Genomic DNA, 14849 nt, shown 5'->3' with positions numbered 1-14849 from the left:
TTAACCTCGCCAAGATCGAGCCCTCAAAGGGCTCCATGCGCGGCAAGCTCAAGCGTGCCGGCTGGGACAACCAATTCCTCGCCACCATGCTCGCTCAGTTCACAAATTTCCAAATGCGATAGCCCTGGCGTGTCGGCGGGGGCTGAATTTGCAGCTTGACTCTGGCGCCACCGTCAGCTGCGCAGCAGCAGGACCAATCCGAATGCGAGTGGAAAGACCAGCGGCAGCGTGGTGATCACCACCGCCAGCGTGTTGCGGCCGTAGCGCCAGCACAGCATCCAGGCCACCAGTGAGAACACGAACGCCACCGGTGGCCAGGACCAGATCGACCCCACGAACAGCAGCGGCCAGGGATCGTCAGGCGATTGCGGCGCATCGAACGCCATCACCGACAGCCCGGCCAGGGGCAGCCAGAAGATCAGCAGCACCGCCATCACGACCTGTGTGCCGATGAGCCACGCGCGCGCAGCGTTGCGGCCGATCATCGGCCGCGGCACGTTGGGCGGTTGGGCGGACATGCGGATCGACCGACCCTGCCTACATCATCACCTCGATCAGGTAGGGCCCTTTCTGACCCATGGCCCACTGCATCTGCTTGGTGAGGCCATCGAGATCCTCGACGCGAGCACCCTCGACGCCCATGCCCTTGGCAAGCTTGACGAAGTCGAGCGCCGGGCGGTCCAGCGTCAGCATGTCGATGGCGCGCGGCCCAGGGTTGGGCGCGCCGACATCGGCAAGCTGGCTGTAGAGGATCTGGTAGGAGCGGTTGGAGAAGATGATGACGCAGACGTCCAGATTCTCGCGCGCCATCGTCCACAATGCCTGGACCGTATACATCGCGCTGCCGTCGCCGATCATCGAGATGACCTTGCGATCCGGGCAGGCGACCGCGGCACCCACGGCGACCGGCGCGCCGAAGCCGATCGAGCCGCCCATGTTGTTCAGCCAGTCATGCGGCGGCGCGCCGGCGCTGAAGGGGAAGAAGCCACGGCCAGTCGTCACCGATTCGTCGACGACGATGGCGTTCTCCGGCATCGTGGCGCCCAGCGCCATGCCAAGCCCATCGAGCGTGATCTTGCCGCTGGGCTTGTCCGGCCGCTTGGCGGCGGCGATGCCGGCGGCCGGCGCGTCGAGCGCGCCCAGCTCGGCGGCAAGCGCTTCCAGGGCCGCTTCGCAGTCGTCCTCGACATCGGCCAGCTTGGTGACGACGCAATCCTCCGGCGTCAGGATGCTGGGCTTGCCCGGATAGGCGAAGAACGCAGCCGGCTGCCGGGCGCCGCACAGCACCATCTGCCGCGTGCCCTTGAGCACGGCGGTGGCCTGCTCGACCACGAACGGCACGCGGCTGATCTGCACGCGGCCGGCGCCGCGCTGCAGCCGCGCGTTGGCGCCGGCGCCCTGCACCTTGCAGCCGGTCTTGGTCGCGATCTTGCCCGCCAGCTCCAGCGCCCGCGCCCGCAACGCGCGACCGCCCAGCAGCAGCATGCCGGGCTCGCCATTGGTGAGGGCCTTGGCGGCAGCCGTCACCGCGTCGGCCGACGGCTTCTGCGGCGCCGGCGGCGGCGGCGTCTCGGCGACCTCGTGCGCGGCGCCCCAGGCGGTGTCGGCCGGCAGGATCAGGGTCGCGATCTGGCCCGGCGACGTGCGGGCCGCCTGGATCGCGTGCGCGCCATCCTTCGCGACCGTCTTGGACGTCGGCGACGTCTTCACCCAGTGCGAGAACGGCTTGGCGATGCCCTCGATATCGGCGGTGAGCGGCGTGTCGAACTTGATGTGGTAGGTGGCATGCTCGCCGACGATGTTGACGATGCCCGAGCCGGCCTTCTTTGCGTTATGCAGGTTGGCGCAGGCATTGGCGAGGCCCGGTCCGAGATGCAGCAGCGTCGCCGCCGGCATGTCGGTCATGCGGTAGTAGCCGTCGGCCGCGCCGCTGCAGACGCCTTCGAACAGGCCGAGCACGCAGCGCATCCCCTGCACGCGATCCAGCGCGGCGACGTAGTGCATCTCCGACGTGCCGGGATTGGCGAACGAGACGGTCACGCCACCCTTCACAAGTGTCCGGACCAGGCTGTCGGCGCCGGTCATCAGCTCGGTCATGATCTCATCCTGTCGTTGTCTGCCCGGCAGCTTAGCGGTCCGCGGATAGCGGCGCCAAGCGGCCTGTGGACTGGGGTCGCATAGCCGTGTTGTGGAGTAGCGGCATGGCGATCAGATCGCCAGCCCTGCCTGGGGGTCGATCAGGCGCTGCAGGCGCTCGGCCCCCAGGCGCGCGCACCGCAGGGTGAGCGCCTTGCGGCGCCCGGCGGCGAGCCGGGTTTCGGCGACAGGACGCGGATCGTCGCGCAGGATATCGCCGCCGAACGCATCGGCCATGATCAAGCCGGCGGTATCGGGCAGCAGGGCCTGCGGAAACTGTGGGCCTACGGCGAAATAGAAACGGTCGCACCAGGCGAGATAGTCCGTCCATTTGGCATCGGCACGGTAGTCCTCGACCGATGACTTCACCTCGACGATCGCGACCGTGCCGTCGTCGGCCAGGGCCAGCACGTCGGCGCGGCGGCCATCGGCCAGCGGTACCTCCAGCAGAGGGGTCCATGCGCGCGCACGCCACAGCCGGCAGACGCCGCGGGTCACGGCCAGCGTGGCCTCCGGGCGCGCTCCCGCCGACAGGTTTGTCACTGTGCTCACAGGGAATATCTACCACATATTGTGGGTGAAGCTGTCGAGACCGGTGGCCTGCAGATCAACCGCATCACGCGCACGCAACCTTGCACGCGAGGTAGTAAAACGCCGTCAGGTATGTTACCATAGTACAAATAAAGCAGTGATTTCTGAGGTCTGTCCGCGATGTCCTCCGTTCCGCAAGATCAGTCGAAGGCTGACAGCCAGGGTGTGTCCCGCCGTCGGGCGCTGGCCCGCCTGGGCCTTGCTGCCGGCGTCGCTTATGCCGCGCCGACGGTGACCAACCTGGACCGCCGCGCCTATGCGCAGGCGACGCCATGTCCTCCGCGTCAGGGCAACAACGGCAACGGCAAGGGCAACGGAAAGCCCGGCTGCCGGTGAAGCCGCCGCGCCGCGATGGCGGCGCGTGGGAAGCCATATTCTCCACTGCGGCGGCTCATTTTTAGCGTCGTTTAATCCAGCGGACCGGGCTGGCCCATTCCAGCCGCGTGTTCACCACGGGCGCGGCGTTGTAGGACATCAGGGTGAACTGACCGCGGGCGCCGCCCATCTCGACCCGTTTCACCAGGGTCGGGCCGTTCACCATCTTGACGATGCAGTCGCGGCCCAGGCAGTTCGCCATGTCGATGCCATGCGCCTGAAGGTCACGGCTGTAGAACAGGATGTCGCCTTCGCTGTAGACGGGATACATGCTGTCGCCCCGCACCCGGACGGCGACAGTGCCGAGCGAATCGCCCGGCGGCGCCTCGACCTCGTCGATCCCGCCGCCGGCCTGGTCCTCGATGGGGAAGACCTCGGCGCCGGCCCCGACATAGCCGGCCACCGCCACCATGCGGCGCACGCCGCCGCCGGGACCGTAGCGGAACTCCGACACCGATACGCCAGCCATCTCCGCCAGCACCTTGAGGGTCTGCGGATCCGGCTCGAAAGCACCTTTCTCCCAGCGATGAACCGTTGGCTGCGTGACGCCCAGCTTCGCGGCAAACTCCTGCTGCGTCAGATCCTGCTGCTTGCGCAGTGTCTTGATCCGCTGCCCCAGATCCCAGAATGGCTCGCGCATAATTTGCGCCTCCGCCATTTGCCGATACTCCGATGGCACACGTGAATAATATCGAACCGTATCAAAAATATATACGATTGTGAAACATTGGTTCGGGACAAGGCGTCCCTGACCGCAGATCACATTGCCGTCACCGCTTGGGTGCCATTGGCTTGAGCGGTGGAGCCTCGTCGTCAGGCCGGCCCAGCGGCCGTTCGGGCTGCGCGCGGAACGCGGCGGCGTCCGCCTGGGCCTGGCTGATCTCCGACGATGACAGCTTCTCGGCGGCCCGTGCCCGGACCTTGCCGGCATTGGTGTTGCCCTGCCGCTCGGCCAGCAGCAGCCATTTGTAGCCGGCGACGGGGTCCTTGGCGCTTGCCACGCCGCCGCTCTTCCAGACGCCCAGCACATACTGGGCTTCATCGAAGCCTTGCCGGGCGGCGCGCTCGTACCACTGCTCCGCCTTCGGCATGTCGCGCTCGACGCCGGCGCCCGCGAACAGGGCATTGGCGAGCTTGAACTGCGCCAGCGCGACGCCCTTGTTGGCGGCCGACGTATACCAGCCGATCGCGCTGGCCGCCGCGGCCCGCGCCGGCTCGCCACGGGAGCCCATCGCGGTCGAGGCCGCAAGGTCGCCCATGATCACATCGGCTTCGGCGTAGCCATTGCCGGCAGCGTGGCGCAGGAAACGCTCGGCCTCGGCCGGATCCTTGCGCACGCCGCGCCCCTCGGCCAGCAGGACGCCGTAGCGCACGGCTGCCGGCAGATGGCCTTGCTCGGCCGCCGCACGATAGGCCTGCGCCATCTCGGCGGCGCGCGTCGTGGCTTGCGGCGACAGCTCGGTGGCGCGCGCCATCGCGTACGCCCCATAGGGATCGCCGGCCTGCGCCGCGCGCTCATACCAGCGCAGCGCCTGGGTTGGATCCTGCGCCACGCCGCGTCCTTTGGCGTAAAGGACCCCCAGATTGTAGGCGGCACGCCCGATGCCGGCGGTGGCGGCTTCCTGGAAAAGCTGCGCGGCCCGGGTCAAATCGCTGGGCACGCCTTGGCCGATGGCATGCTGGAAGCCAAGCAGATATTTAGCCCGTGCATTGCCGGCGCCGGCGGCGTTCTGCAGCAGGCGAATCGCTTCCGTCACCGCGGCCTTGTCGCCACGCTTCAGCAGCGTCGCGCCCAGCCAAGCGGCGGCTTCGGGATCGCCGGCGGCGAGTGGCCGCAACGTCCTTTCGGCGCCGGCGACGTCCCCCGCCTCGTATGCGGAGATGGCGCCCTGCAGCGCGTTGTCGATGGATTGTTGACCATGTGCGACGGGCGCTGCCGTCACCAGCGAGACGGTGACTGTGATCGCGGTCGTGACACGACGCACGATCAGGCTCACCTCACTGGCGCGGCACGAAGGCATCGGCAGCCTTCTTGGCCCGGTCAAGCTCCTCGTCGGTCATCTCGCTCGAGAGGCGTGCCAGCATGACCTCCGTGTCCGGCACCCTCATGCGCGACGCCAGCGCCATGTACTTGTAGGCCTCGACCTTGTCCTGCTGGACGCCCGCACCTTCGGCCAAGGCGCCGGCATAGACCGCCATGGCGCGCGGAAAACCACGCTCCGCAGCATCGCGCAGCAGTGGAATGGCCTTGCTGAGGTCGTATAGCGGCGACTGGGCGAAGCCGTAGATCTCGGCGCCGAGCATGAACTGCGCCCTCACATCCTTGCGCTCGGCCATCGGCTTGAGGATGCGCTCGGCTCGAGCGTAGTCCTTGACCCGCAAGGCGTCGAAGGCGGGCTTCAGGTCATTGGCGGATTGTTTGGGCGCGCCTGCGGGCGGCTTTTGCTGTTGCTGTGCGCTTTGCGCTGACGCTGCGCGGTCGAATGACGCATGGGCTGACAGGACCGCGATCATCGCGGCTGCGGCATGCCGGGGGAGCAATCGCATCTCGTGTTCCTCGTTGTCGTTGCACCATGGCCGAAAGGGAGCCGTGCCGCAATCGCTCGACAACGGCCTGCGGCGCGGTTGCCCGTGCGGGAATAACTTCGCAGAGTGCGGTGTCGGGACGGCAGGGGGTGTCGATGAGCATCGAGCAGGAAAAAGACAAAGACACGGTACGGATTTGGGATCTGCCGACACGGCTCTTCAAGTGGGCTCTGGTGGTGCTGGTTGTATTCCAGGTGTTGAGCGGATCGCTCGGCTGGTTCAAATGGCACTTCTGGTCCGGCTATGCGATCCTCACATTGCTGATCTTTCGCGTGCTGTGGGGAGTCGTCGGCAGCACGACGTCGCGCTTCTCTCATTTCGTGAGAGGACCCCTGGCCGGCCTGTCACATATTCGCGATCTGCTCGGTGCCGGCGCGGCGCGGGAAGTCGGTCACAACGCCGTTGGTGGCTGGATGGTCATCATGCTGATCCTGGCACTGCTGGTGCAGGTTGGCAGCGGCCTGTTCACCACCGACGACATTGCCGTCGACGGTCCCCTGGTTGCGATCGCCGGCGAGAGCTGGGTGAAGAGCATGACCAGCCTCCACAAGCGCTGGATCGTGCTGCTGTACGTCCTGGTCGGGCTGCATGTGCTTGCGGCCGTGCTCTACCTCGTCGTCAAGAAGCAGAACCTGATCGCGGCCATGATCACCGGCCGCAAGCGCCGCGACGATGTGGCACCACTCGGCGCGCCGGTGCCGAAGGTGCGTTTCGCCAGCAATGTCCTGGCCCTTGTGTGCCTGGTGGCCGCTGCTGCGATCGTCTACGGAGTCGTGCGCCTGGGTGGTTGACGATCCGGGCGGCTGACGAAGAAAGAGCCGGTCGACATGTTGACCGGCTCTTGGCGTGATCGGAGCGAGCGCTCCGGCCGCTATTTCGCGCGGAACTTGTCGTGGCAGGCGCCGCACGTCTTGGCGGCGTTGCCGAAAGCTTCACCGATCTTCGCCATGTCGCCGCTGCCGGCCGCCGCCGTCAGCGCGTCGAGCGCCGTGTCCTGCGCCTTGTTGGCCGCCGCGAAGCCGGCCTTGTCGGACCAGACGACCGGCAGAGCCTTGGTCTCGCCCTTGTCGGACCCGGCGGGGAACAAGGCGGGGAAGGCCAGCTGCAGCTCCTTGAGCTTGGCTGCGGCCTGCACCACGCCGCTGGCCGGACCCTTGGCGTCGATGATCCCTTTGATCGCCTTCATTTGCGCGCCAGCCTGCTTGCGGTTGTCCTTGCGCGCCGCGATCGGGTCGCCTTGTGCCAGCGCGACACTGCCGATCAGCGCACCCGATAGCGCCAGGCCGATGGCGCCGACGATCAGCCCCTTTTGCATGCTTTGCTCCCTCTCTGTTGCTGTCGACGGATCACCCACGCGCCGCACGCCGCCGCCGCTGAACCGGCACGTCGTAGGATGAAACACTGTCAGGTTCGTTGCCGTCCATCACGAAACCGTGAGGCAAGGCGAAAAACCCTGTGTTTCCAAGCTGTAACCTGGCCCTGACGCTCATACCCGGGTCGCTAGCGCGTCGGTCTCACCCATCGGGCCGTCGGTGGCACGGGCGTCAAGGCCTGGCGCACATGCACCATCAGCGCGGTGCCCAGGATCGGCGCCAGCAGATTGAGGAACGGGACAATGCCGGCGGCTGCGATCAGGATGCCGGCGAACCAGACCTTGCTGCGATAGGCCCGGCGCAGCGCCGAGACCTCGCCCATCGGCTGGCGGCGCAGACTGACAAGCTCGAAATATTCGACGCTGCACAGGTAGCCGTTCACGACGCAGAACAGCGCGACGCTGGCGATCGGAAAGAACAGCAGGATCAGGTAGATCGGCAGCAGGACCAGGTTGATGCCGACCAGCAGCAGGAAGAACTTCACGCCCGACCAGATCCCGATCCAGACCGGGACCCCGGGCGCCTTGCCAAGGAACGGGTAGTGGCGCGCCTCGACCGCGTCGGCGACCTCCTCGAGGAAGAGGCTCACGATCACCCCGAAGCATGCCGGAAACAGGAACAGCGGCAGCACGAACGCGGCCAGGCCGGCCAGGAAATGCAGCAGCTCATTGAGCCAGCGGTTGCCGGTCGCTCCCAGCCACGAGATGTCGACCGTCGGGATCGCGGCGACCAGGAACCAGGTCGCGAACCAGAGCGCTATATAGAAGAGGATCGCAATTCCGAGCGACTTCAGGATCACCCAGCGCAGCTTGGGGTCGCCGAGCTGCGCAAAGGACTTTCCGACAGCGTCAAACATGCCGGCGATTATATCGCGCCGCCTTCAGCGATCCAGCCGGGTTGCGCCGATAATCGGGCCGAAGGACGCCTGCTGCACGACCACTGCCAGCGATTGGCCGGGACCGACCCGCTCGGCCGGCACGGTCCACCGGGCGGCGTCGCCGTTCCAGGTGCCCAGCTTCTCGAGCGAGCGCACCACGTTGTGGTTGACCAGGGTCACGCCCTTGTTCTCGCCGCGGGCGACCTCGGTGCGGCGCTGCCGGTCAAACGTCACCAGCCACACATCGCAGGCCACCGTCAGGCGCGTCTCGGGAATGGTGATCGTGATGCCGTTGCCGGCGGCGCGCGCCATCGTCGGCAGCGCCCGCGGCCCGGACCGCTCCGCCGCCATGCGCAGCATCTTGCCGATCTTCGCCTGATCGTAGCCCGGGTCGTGCGCCAGGCCGCCAACCACCATCTCGGGCGTGTAGATATAGCGCTGCTTCAGGGCCCGGGCGTAGCCGCGCTGGCGCTCGGTGTTGACCGGGGAGGCGAACGGGTCCTTCCAGCCGATATAGTCCCAATAGTCGACGTGCAGGGACAGCGGCAGCAGGTCCGAACGCTTTGCAAGCTCACCCAGCTGCTGGTCGGAGGGCGGGCAGGAGGAACAGCCCTGCGACGTGAAAAGCTCGACGACGATCGGCGAGGCCGGCGCGGCGTGGCTGGCGGTCTGCGCGGCAGCGCCGGCGCTGCCTGCGAAAGCGGCGATATGCAACGCCACCATGAAACGACCGGGCGACAACATCGCGGTACTCTGGCCACCGTCCTTGGTCCGCGCCAGTCAATTAGTCGCGCGCCACAATCACTTAGGAGTGACGGAATCATCCTTGGTTTCCAAGAGGAAATCTCTGATTCGGACTCGCAATCCCGCTCGGGTTTGTTATGTTATAGGCTAACAATTCCTGATCGACCCATGCCACCTCATGTTCATCCGACTGCGCCTTCGGGCGACCTCGGCACTCGCCTCATGGCGATGAGCGCCGGCCGCCGGGTGCTGTGGGCGGCTGCCGGTGTGGTGCTGCTGTGGCTCGCGGTCTGGTGGGCATTGGCGTTCGAGGCAAAGGCCGCGCCGCCCGCTGCGGTCGCCGCGGGAACCGCGCTGTGACGGCGGCGCTGCGTCTGGTCGATGTCACGGTGGCCTATGACCGGCACCCGGCAGTGCATCATGTCTCGGTCGAGATCCCCGAGGGCGCGTGTACGGCGATCGTCGGCCCCAACGGCGCCGGCAAATCGACCTTGCTGAAAGCCATGGTCGGACTGGTGCGCGCAGTGCAGGGCCGTATTGAATTCCCACGACGCACGAGAGCCAAGATCGCCTACCTGCCGCAGCAGTCGGATGTCGACCGCACGTTTCCGATCAGCGTCCTGGACATGGTGCTGCTGGGCCGCTGGCACGGCATCGGCGCTTTCGGTGCGGCGGGCGCGGCCGATATCGACGGCGCGATGCATGCCATCGACGCGGTCGGCCTGCGTGGCTTCGAGCAGCGGCCGCTGTCGACATTGTCCGCCGGCCAGTTCCAGCGTGCCCTGTTCGCGCGCATGCTGCTGCAGGATGCCGAGATCATTCTGCTCGACGAGCCGTTCAACGCGATCGACGCGCGCACGACGGCCGATCTGCTGGCTCTGGTGCGGCGCTGGCGCGAGGATCGCCGCACGGTGGTATGCGTGCTGCACGATCTCGATCAGGTGCGCGCCAACTTCCCGCATGCCCTGCTGATGGCGCGCGAGCTGATCGCTGCCGGTCCGACGGAGCAGGCCCTGACGCCGGCCAATCTGCTGCGGGCCAGGGCGATGGCCGAGTCATGGGACGACACGGCTGGCATCTGTCACCCGAGCGCGGCCGCCTGAGCGCGCCGGCCCCGAGCTTGTCATGGATTTCCTGTGGGACTTCTTGTTCGGCCCGTTCGTGGACCACGGCTTCATGCGGCGGGCGCTGGTGGCGTGCCTGGCGTTGTCGACCGGGAGCTGCACGGTCGGTGTGTTCCTGATCCTGCGCCGCATGAGCCTGATGGGCGATGCCTTGGCGCACGCCCTGCTGCCGGGTGCAGCCATCGGCTTCCTGCTCGGCGGGCTCTCGCTGCCGGCCATGAGCGCCGGCGGCTTCGTCGCCGGTGTCGCGACAGCGCTGCTGTCCGGCGTGGTGGCTCGCTTCACCTCGCTGCGTGAGGACGCCAGCTTCGCTGCCGCCTATCTCACGGCGCTGGCCGCAGGCGTGATGATCGTGTCGCTGAAGGGCTCCACCGTCGACCTGATGCACATACTATTCGGCAGCATCCTGGCCGTCGACGACCTGTCGCTGGCGCTGGTCGCGGCGACAGCATCGATCACCCTGCTGGGCATGGCGGCGATCTACCGGCCTCTGGTGGTCGAGTGCTTCAATCCCGGCTTCCTGGCGGCGGTCGGCGTGCGGGGATCGCTGTACCACTATGCCTTCCTGGCGCTGGCCGTGCTCAACATGGTGGCGGCCTTCCAGGCGCTGGGGACCTTGATGGCGCTGGGCCTGCTGCTGCTGCCGGCGGTGGCGGCATCGTTCTGGGCGCGCCAGGTTGTCACCATGGCGCTGGTGGCCCTGCCGATGGCCGCCATGTCCGGCCTCGTCGGCCTGCTGATTTCCTATCACACCAGCGTGCCGTCGGGCCCGGCGATCGTGCTGGTCGCGAGCCTGTTCTACATCGCCTCGCTGCTGCTGGGCACGAACGACAGCGTCCGCATGCGCTTGGCGCCGCCAGCCCATTTGCAGGCCTGACTGCGGCGATCGTTCCGCTGGATGCCGCCGCTGCCGTCCGCGCGCTCGTTCTGCGCCCGTTGGATGCGATAGGCGCAGCGTCGGGCGCCGACCAGGATGTGCTCCTCGCGCTGGACCGTGACGTCGCTGCCGAGCACGTCGCGGAAGACGTTGAGTTCGGCCCGGCAGAATTCCTGGCAGGCGGCCGCCGCGACGCAGATCGGGCAGTGGTTCTCGAGCAGCAGCCAGCCGCGGCCGTCATCCGTGCGCTGCCACTCGGCCATGTAGCCCTCCTCGCTGCGGATCTCGGCCAGCCTGGCGATGCGATCCTCGATCGACGTAAGCCCCTGCAGCTTCCTCTCGTAGCATTTGCGGGTCTCGGCCTCGCGCGCGGTGATGAGCAGATCGAGCGCGGGCTGGCCGAGGGTCGTCCGGATCGTGCGGATGAGATCGGCCGTCAGGTTGGCATGGGCATCCGGGAAGCAGGCGATGGCCATGGTGGCCAGCCGCCATGTCTGGGCAGGCCGGCCGACGCCCTTGGGTGCCGTGGTTGCCTCGACCACGCCCTCGGCGGCGAGCTTCAGCAGCTGCTGGCGCGCCGCCTCGCCGGTCGTTCCCATGTGCTGTCCTAGCTCGGCTGCCGTCAATGGACCGTGGCGCTTGAGCGCGTAGAGCAAGCGGTCGGCGACGGAGCGTGGTTTTACGGCCGGCTTCACGGGCGCGCAGGTCTCCTTATCGTGTGACAATGCTAGGAATATCCATTTTCCAAGTCAACGCTTGATATAAGCGCATGCTCTCCAGTTGCCAGCGGTCAAAACGGCGCGGACCGAGAAACCTCGCGCACCATAATTGAGTCGTTGCCGCTCGATACCGTCGCATCCCGGCCGCCGGCCTGCATAATCGACCTGGGCCGTAGAGGAGAACATCCGATGGCGCGTCGTGCCGTGTTCGTCTGCTGTGATGGCCTGGGCCGCGGTTGGGTGGATCCGCAGCGGACGCCGGTGCTGGACCGCCTTCGTGGCACCAGCCTGTGGTGCGCTGCGCATCGGGCGGTGTTCCCGTCGGTGACCCGGGTATCGGCGGCGTCGGTCGCGACGGGCTGCCTGCCCGCACGCCATGGCCTGCATGGCAACCGCATGGGTCTGGTGGAGGATGGCCGGATTGTCGTCCGCGACGTCGGCAAGCCAGACTTCCGTGCGCATCTGCGGCGCGCCACGGGCGGCACGCTTCGGGTGCCGACGATCGCCGGACGCGTCGCGGCATCGGGCGGCTGCGTGGCGTTCTCGAACGTGTCGCCGGGGGCTGCCTATTTCCTCGACCCGGAGCATTTCGGCTACGTCTATCACCGGGCCGGCTCGTATGCCCCCGGCGGTGCGCCGATCGCGGCGCCCGATGCGTTGGCTGTCAGCCATGATCTCGCTGGTGACCGGGAGATGACGCGGCGGTTTTGCGTCGAGGTTCTGTGGGAGCGCCGCCCGGCCGTCGCCATGCTGTGGCTGGCCAACCCGGACCTGACCTTGCACGGCGCCCCGCTGGGATCGCCGGCACATCTCGAGGCGCTGCGCCAGGCCGAACGCTGTGTCCTGGACGTCGTCGAGGTCGTGGAACGCCTCCGCCGCGATAGCGAGGAGATCCTGCTGCTTGTCGGATCGGATCACGGCCAGGAGACGATCGGCGCCAGCGTCGATCTGGAAGACTGGCTGCGCGCGCAGGGGCTGGCGGCCTGCGTCGACGCCGGCGACGTCGCGGTCGCGGGCCAAGGCACGGCGGCCCTGCTCTACGCCACGGAACGAGGGCGGCCTGCCTTGCTGGGCGTGCTGGATGCGATGCGCGCCGAGCCATGGGCCGATCAGGTCGTCGTCGGCCAGGACCTCGCCGATCATGGTCATGTGGCGCGCGGCGGCATCGTGGCCGCCGTCAACATGGCCCGTCAGGATGACAGCAACGCGTATGGTGTGCGTGGCCGGCGCTGGACAGTCGCCGAGCCCGGCAAGCCGCCCGAGATTGGTTGCGGGCAGCATGGTGGCTGGGGCGACGACGAGGTGAATCCGTTCCTGATCGTGAACGGCCCGGGATGCGCGCCGCGGGCGCTGTCGCAACCCACCTGCATCACCGATATCGCGCCGACCATGCTCGGGTTCCTCGGCTTGCCGGTCGATGGCTTCGACGGCTCGCCGCTACCGCTGGCCTGAGGGTCGGGCTTGCGTCCTACCGGGCGCCAGCACCCGGTGCGCCACGAAGCACAGCACGCCGCCAGCGCCCATGAGGGCGGCCACGGGCCAGATCGTGCCATCGAGCAGGTGTCCGACCAGGGTGCCGAACACGGCGCCGGTGCCGAACTGGATCACGCCCAGCAGCGATGAGGCCGTGCCGGCGATGTGGGGGTAGGTCAGGGTGAGCTGCGTGTCGGCGTGCGCGACCCGGAAATCGCTCGACATGGCCGGCAGGTACATGTCGATCGACAGGGGCGCGAACGCCGACAGCGCCGCCAGGACGGCGATCAGCGCGGGCGTGAGCGGATTGCGTGCCGGCGCGGTCTCAAAAGGTTCTCGATATCGCCGACACGCAATCTCCCCACCCCCGCTATGAGCTGGCAGCCTGGATCAGGCTCGCCATACCGGCTTGTTGATCTCATGCAGTGCGTCCGACGCGCCGATGCCGATGTCGTGCAGCTCACGGTCGGTGAAGCGGGCCAGCTCGGCGCGCTCGCGCGCCCGCCGGCGCCACAGGCGCAGGGTGTCGGTCAGCGACAGCGACGGCGCCTGCCGCCGGGATGCCGTTCTCTTGCCGGTATCGGGCAGAGTGGTGACGAGGGTCATGGTAGGCTCCTGGGCAAAAGCCGCAGATCAGTGGCCGCGCACGACGTCGATCTTGCCGGGCGGCACGACGAGGTCATGGCTACGGAAAAGGGAAGCGAGGGCCGCGAACGCCTGGCGCACGGTCAGGGTGCGCAAGCGATGAGCCTCGGACGCGACCGCGCGGACGGCGTCGGGCGTCGGTCTGGCCGGCTCGCCTCGGGCGATTGCGGCCTGGATGGTTCTGAGTGTGTCTTCGCGGAGCATATCCAACCTCCAACAGCTCGAGGTCAGAGCGCTCCTCCCGGTCGCCGGGAGCCTTCTTCTATTGTTGAGCTACCAGCTATGATCACAATATGGGTCAGTCAGCCTGACATGCCATGCATCATGCTGCATCGCAGCAATGCATTAGCTGCAAGATGCATGTTTCTGATGCATGACTGAGTAACTTCAGGGCAATGAATCTGCTTTTTCAAGCAAGAGTCGCGACGGTGTGCCGGGCATGCGACAAATCGGACCTCATCGCATCACGAGGGACGTACGCCATGGATTTGCAGTTATCCGGCCGGACCGTGCTGATCACCGGCGGGTCGAGGGGCATCGGCTATGCCTGCGCGGAGGCGTTCGCGGCCGAAGGTTGCCATGTCCATATCGCCTCGCGCAGCGCCGATGCCCTGGGCGCGGCACGGGAGCGCCTGCGCGCGCGCTTCAACGTTCCGGTGGAGATCCATCCGGTGGACCTCAGCGCCGGTGGCGCGGCCGCCCGCGGGCTGGTCGACGCCTGCAGCGAGGCCGATATCCTGGTCAACAATGCCGGGGCGATCCCGCGCGGCGACCTGATCGCGATGGACGATGCCAAGTGGCGGGCGGCCTGGGAGCTCAAGGTCTTCGGCTATATCAACATGACCCGGGCGATGCTCGAGAGGATGTACGCGCGCAAGTCGGGCGTCGTCGTCAACATCATCGGCCTTGCCGGCGAGATGCCGACATACGACTACGTTACCGGCTCGATGGGCAACGCATCGCTGATGCAATTCACCCGCACGGTGGGGTCCAAGAGCGTCGATCACGGCGTGCGCGTCGTGGCGATCAACCCGCCGCTCACACGCACCGACCGCATGGTGAGCCTGCTGCGCACGCAGGCCGGCAAGGATCTGGGCGACCCCGAACGGTGGCCGGAGCTGACCCGGCACCTGCCGTTCGGCCGGCCCTGCGAGCCGTCCGAGATCGCCGACCTGGCGGTTTTCCTGGCCTCGGACCGGTCCGCATACACCAGCGGTGTGGTGTTCTCCGTCGACGGTGGCCAGGCTAGCCGCCATTGACCGGAGCGCTGCGGCCATGAAACGCGCCCGGCGCGCGCGGGAAGCGTTGGGAATTTTCTCGCGTGCGCTT

General features: G+C 67.4%; 20 protein-coding genes. 7 read left to right on the top strand and 13 right to left on the bottom strand.

The features are described 5' to 3' along the window. Window positions 1-173 precede the first annotated feature (173 nt). From FHP25_RS19135 to FHP25_RS19125, 3 genes are all read right to left on the bottom strand, one after another. Window positions 174-518 carry a hypothetical protein gene (locus tag FHP25_RS19135; RefSeq protein ID WP_147848544.1) on the bottom strand — a complete coding sequence of 115 codons (345 nt, stop codon included), beginning with the start codon at window positions 516-518 and terminating at the stop codon, window positions 174-176. Between the two features lie 19 nt (window positions 519-537). After that, window positions 538-2085 (bottom strand): acetolactate synthase large subunit, encoded by a 1548-nt coding sequence (locus FHP25_RS19130; RefSeq protein ID WP_147848561.1) that lies wholly within the window; start codon window positions 2083-2085, stop codon window positions 538-540. 123 nt (window positions 2086-2208) lie between these two features. Beyond that, window positions 2209-2688, bottom strand: coding sequence for an MmcB family DNA repair protein (locus tag FHP25_RS19125; protein WP_231712391.1), 480 nt, complete (start codon window positions 2686-2688; stop codon window positions 2209-2211). A 204-nt stretch (window positions 2689-2892) separates the two neighbouring features. Here FHP25_RS19125 and FHP25_RS40865 point away from each other — a divergent pair, with 204 nt between their 5' ends. After that, window positions 2893-3063 (top strand): hypothetical protein, encoded by a 171-nt coding sequence (locus tag FHP25_RS40865; RefSeq protein ID WP_178133635.1) that lies wholly within the window; start codon window positions 2893-2895, stop codon window positions 3061-3063. A 61-nt stretch (window positions 3064-3124) separates the two neighbouring features. Here the strand turns inward: FHP25_RS40865 and FHP25_RS40860 are convergent, their stop codons facing one another. From FHP25_RS40860 to FHP25_RS19110, 3 genes are all read right to left on the bottom strand, one after another. Further along, entirely contained in the window at window positions 3125-3742 is a 618-nt protein-coding gene (locus FHP25_RS40860) for an XRE family transcriptional regulator (RefSeq protein ID WP_178133634.1), read from the bottom strand. A 130-nt stretch (window positions 3743-3872) separates the two neighbouring features. Continuing rightward, window positions 3873-5123, bottom strand: a complete 1251-nt coding sequence (locus FHP25_RS19115) for a tetratricopeptide repeat protein (RefSeq protein WP_147848542.1) — start codon at window positions 5121-5123, stop codon at window positions 3873-3875. After that, window positions 5101-5649, bottom strand: coding sequence for a tetratricopeptide repeat protein (locus FHP25_RS19110; protein ID WP_147848541.1), 549 nt, complete (start codon window positions 5647-5649; stop codon window positions 5101-5103). Before FHP25_RS19110 ends, FHP25_RS19115 begins: the two co-directional genes overlap by 23 nt. A 134-nt stretch (window positions 5650-5783) precedes the next feature. Between FHP25_RS19110 and FHP25_RS19105 the strand changes: the two genes are divergently transcribed. After that, entirely contained in the window at window positions 5784-6479 is a 696-nt protein-coding gene (locus FHP25_RS19105; protein WP_147848540.1) for a cytochrome b/b6 domain-containing protein, read from the top strand. An 80-nt stretch (window positions 6480-6559) separates the two neighbouring features. On the opposite strand, the gene FHP25_RS19100 is transcribed toward FHP25_RS19105, so the two are convergent. The 3 genes from FHP25_RS19100 to FHP25_RS19090 all read right to left on the bottom strand — a co-directional run bounded on the left by FHP25_RS19100 (window position 6560) and on the right by FHP25_RS19090 (window position 8682). After that, window positions 6560-7003 (bottom strand): c-type cytochrome, encoded by a 444-nt coding sequence (locus tag FHP25_RS19100; protein WP_231712390.1) that lies wholly within the window; start codon window positions 7001-7003, stop codon window positions 6560-6562. A 185-nt stretch (window positions 7004-7188) separates the two neighbouring features. Then, window positions 7189-7917, bottom strand: a complete 729-nt coding sequence (locus tag FHP25_RS19095; protein WP_147848539.1) for an EI24 domain-containing protein — start codon at window positions 7915-7917, stop codon at window positions 7189-7191. A gap of 24 nt (window positions 7918-7941) precedes the next feature. Continuing rightward, entirely contained in the window at window positions 7942-8682 is a 741-nt protein-coding gene (locus FHP25_RS19090) for a DUF1223 domain-containing protein (protein ID WP_147848538.1), read from the bottom strand. 222 nt (window positions 8683-8904) lie between these two features. Between FHP25_RS19090 and FHP25_RS40855 the strand changes: the two genes are divergently transcribed. From FHP25_RS40855 to FHP25_RS19080, 3 genes are read left to right on the top strand one after another with little or no spacing between them, the layout of a single operon-like run. After that, entirely contained in the window at window positions 8905-9042 is a 138-nt protein-coding gene (locus tag FHP25_RS40855; protein ID WP_178133633.1) for a hypothetical protein, read from the top strand. Further along, window positions 9039-9785, top strand: a complete 747-nt coding sequence (locus FHP25_RS19085) for a metal ABC transporter ATP-binding protein (protein WP_147848537.1) — start codon at window positions 9039-9041, stop codon at window positions 9783-9785. Before FHP25_RS40855 ends, FHP25_RS19085 begins: the two co-directional genes overlap by 4 nt. A 22-nt stretch (window positions 9786-9807) precedes the next feature. Next, entirely contained in the window at window positions 9808-10683 is an 876-nt protein-coding gene (locus FHP25_RS19080) for a metal ABC transporter permease (RefSeq protein WP_147848536.1), read from the top strand. Here FHP25_RS19080 and FHP25_RS19075 read toward each other — a convergent pair. Next, window positions 10605-11282 (bottom strand): helix-turn-helix transcriptional regulator, encoded by a 678-nt coding sequence (locus tag FHP25_RS19075; RefSeq protein WP_218578448.1) that lies wholly within the window; start codon window positions 11280-11282, stop codon window positions 10605-10607. The two genes, FHP25_RS19080 and FHP25_RS19075, sit on opposite strands and share 79 nt — an antisense overlap. Window positions 11283-11591: 309 nt before the next feature. Here FHP25_RS19075 and FHP25_RS19070 point away from each other — a divergent pair, with 309 nt between their 5' ends. Further along, window positions 11592-12854, top strand: coding sequence for an alkaline phosphatase family protein (locus FHP25_RS19070; protein WP_147848535.1), 1263 nt, complete (start codon window positions 11592-11594; stop codon window positions 12852-12854). Here the strand turns inward: FHP25_RS19070 and FHP25_RS19065 are convergent. From FHP25_RS19065 to FHP25_RS19055, 3 genes are all read right to left on the bottom strand, one after another. Further along, window positions 12840-13115 (bottom strand): hypothetical protein, encoded by a 276-nt coding sequence (locus FHP25_RS19065; protein WP_147848534.1) that lies wholly within the window; start codon window positions 13113-13115, stop codon window positions 12840-12842. The genes FHP25_RS19070 and FHP25_RS19065 overlap by 15 nt on opposite strands. A 150-nt stretch (window positions 13116-13265) precedes the next feature. Continuing rightward, the gene (locus tag FHP25_RS19060) at window positions 13266-13481 is read right to left on the bottom strand and encodes a DUF1127 domain-containing protein (protein WP_147848533.1); all 216 of its coding nucleotides are present in this window, start codon (window positions 13479-13481) and stop codon (window positions 13266-13268) included. Between the two features lie 27 nt (window positions 13482-13508). After that, window positions 13509-13724 carry a hypothetical protein gene (locus FHP25_RS19055; RefSeq protein WP_147848532.1) on the bottom strand — a complete coding sequence of 72 codons (216 nt, stop codon included), beginning with the start codon at window positions 13722-13724 and terminating at the stop codon, window positions 13509-13511. A gap of 278 nt (window positions 13725-14002) precedes the next feature. On the opposite strand from FHP25_RS19055, the gene FHP25_RS19050 reads away from it, so the two are divergent. Then, a complete protein-coding gene (locus tag FHP25_RS19050) occupies window positions 14003-14779 on the top strand; it encodes an SDR family oxidoreductase (protein WP_147848531.1) in 777 nt (258 codons plus the stop codon). Window positions 14780-14849 lie beyond the last annotated feature (70 nt).

The organism is Vineibacter terrae, assembly GCF_008039615.1.
GTDB lineage: Bacteria > Pseudomonadota > Alphaproteobacteria > Reyranellales > Reyranellaceae > Vineibacter > Vineibacter terrae.
This window is presented reverse-complemented; position numbering and strand designations above follow the sequence as displayed.

What these genes read in the sequence shown, in the direction of transcription:
- FHP25_RS19135 (WP_147848544.1), bottom strand. Translation starts at nt 518, where the DNA reads ATGTCCGCCCAACCGCCCAACGTGCCGCGGCCGATGATCGGCCGCAAC.
- FHP25_RS19130 (WP_147848561.1), bottom strand. Translation starts at nt 2,085, where the DNA reads ATGACCGGCGCCGACAGCCTGGTCCGGACACTTGTGAAGGGTGGCGTG.
- FHP25_RS40860 (WP_178133634.1), bottom strand. Translation starts at nt 3,742, where the DNA reads ATGCGCGAGCCATTCTGGGATCTGGGGCAGCGGATCAAGACACTGCGC.
- FHP25_RS19115 (WP_147848542.1), bottom strand. Translation starts at nt 5,123, where the DNA reads ATGCCTTCGTGCCGCGCCAGTGAGGTGAGCCTGATCGTGCGTCGTGTC.
- FHP25_RS19110 (WP_147848541.1), bottom strand. Translation starts at nt 5,649, where the DNA reads ATGCGATTGCTCCCCCGGCATGCCGCAGCCGCGATGATCGCGGTCCTG.
- FHP25_RS19105 (WP_147848540.1), top strand. Translation starts at nt 5,784, where the DNA reads ATGAGCATCGAGCAGGAAAAAGACAAAGACACGGTACGGATTTGGGAT.
- FHP25_RS19100 (WP_231712390.1), bottom strand. Translation starts at nt 7,003, where the DNA reads ATGCAAAAGGGGCTGATCGTCGGCGCCATCGGCCTGGCGCTATCGGGT.
- FHP25_RS19095 (WP_147848539.1), bottom strand. Translation starts at nt 7,917, where the DNA reads ATGTTTGACGCTGTCGGAAAGTCCTTTGCGCAGCTCGGCGACCCCAAG.
- FHP25_RS19090 (WP_147848538.1), bottom strand. Translation starts at nt 8,682, where the DNA reads ATGTTGTCGCCCGGTCGTTTCATGGTGGCGTTGCATATCGCCGCTTTC.
- FHP25_RS40855 (WP_178133633.1), top strand. Translation starts at nt 8,905, where the DNA reads ATGGCGATGAGCGCCGGCCGCCGGGTGCTGTGGGCGGCTGCCGGTGTG.
- FHP25_RS19080 (WP_147848536.1), top strand. Translation starts at nt 9,808, where the DNA reads ATGGATTTCCTGTGGGACTTCTTGTTCGGCCCGTTCGTGGACCACGGC.
- FHP25_RS19075 (WP_218578448.1), bottom strand. Translation starts at nt 11,282, where the DNA reads ATGGGAACGACCGGCGAGGCGGCGCGCCAGCAGCTGCTGAAGCTCGCC.
- FHP25_RS19070 (WP_147848535.1), top strand. Translation starts at nt 11,592, where the DNA reads ATGGCGCGTCGTGCCGTGTTCGTCTGCTGTGATGGCCTGGGCCGCGGT.
- FHP25_RS19065 (WP_147848534.1), bottom strand. Translation starts at nt 13,115, where the DNA reads ATGTACCTGCCGGCCATGTCGAGCGATTTCCGGGTCGCGCACGCCGAC.
- FHP25_RS19060 (WP_147848533.1), bottom strand. Translation starts at nt 13,481, where the DNA reads ATGACCCTCGTCACCACTCTGCCCGATACCGGCAAGAGAACGGCATCC.
- FHP25_RS19055 (WP_147848532.1), bottom strand. Translation starts at nt 13,724, where the DNA reads ATGCTCCGCGAAGACACACTCAGAACCATCCAGGCCGCAATCGCCCGA.
- FHP25_RS19050 (WP_147848531.1), top strand. Translation starts at nt 14,003, where the DNA reads ATGGATTTGCAGTTATCCGGCCGGACCGTGCTGATCACCGGCGGGTCG.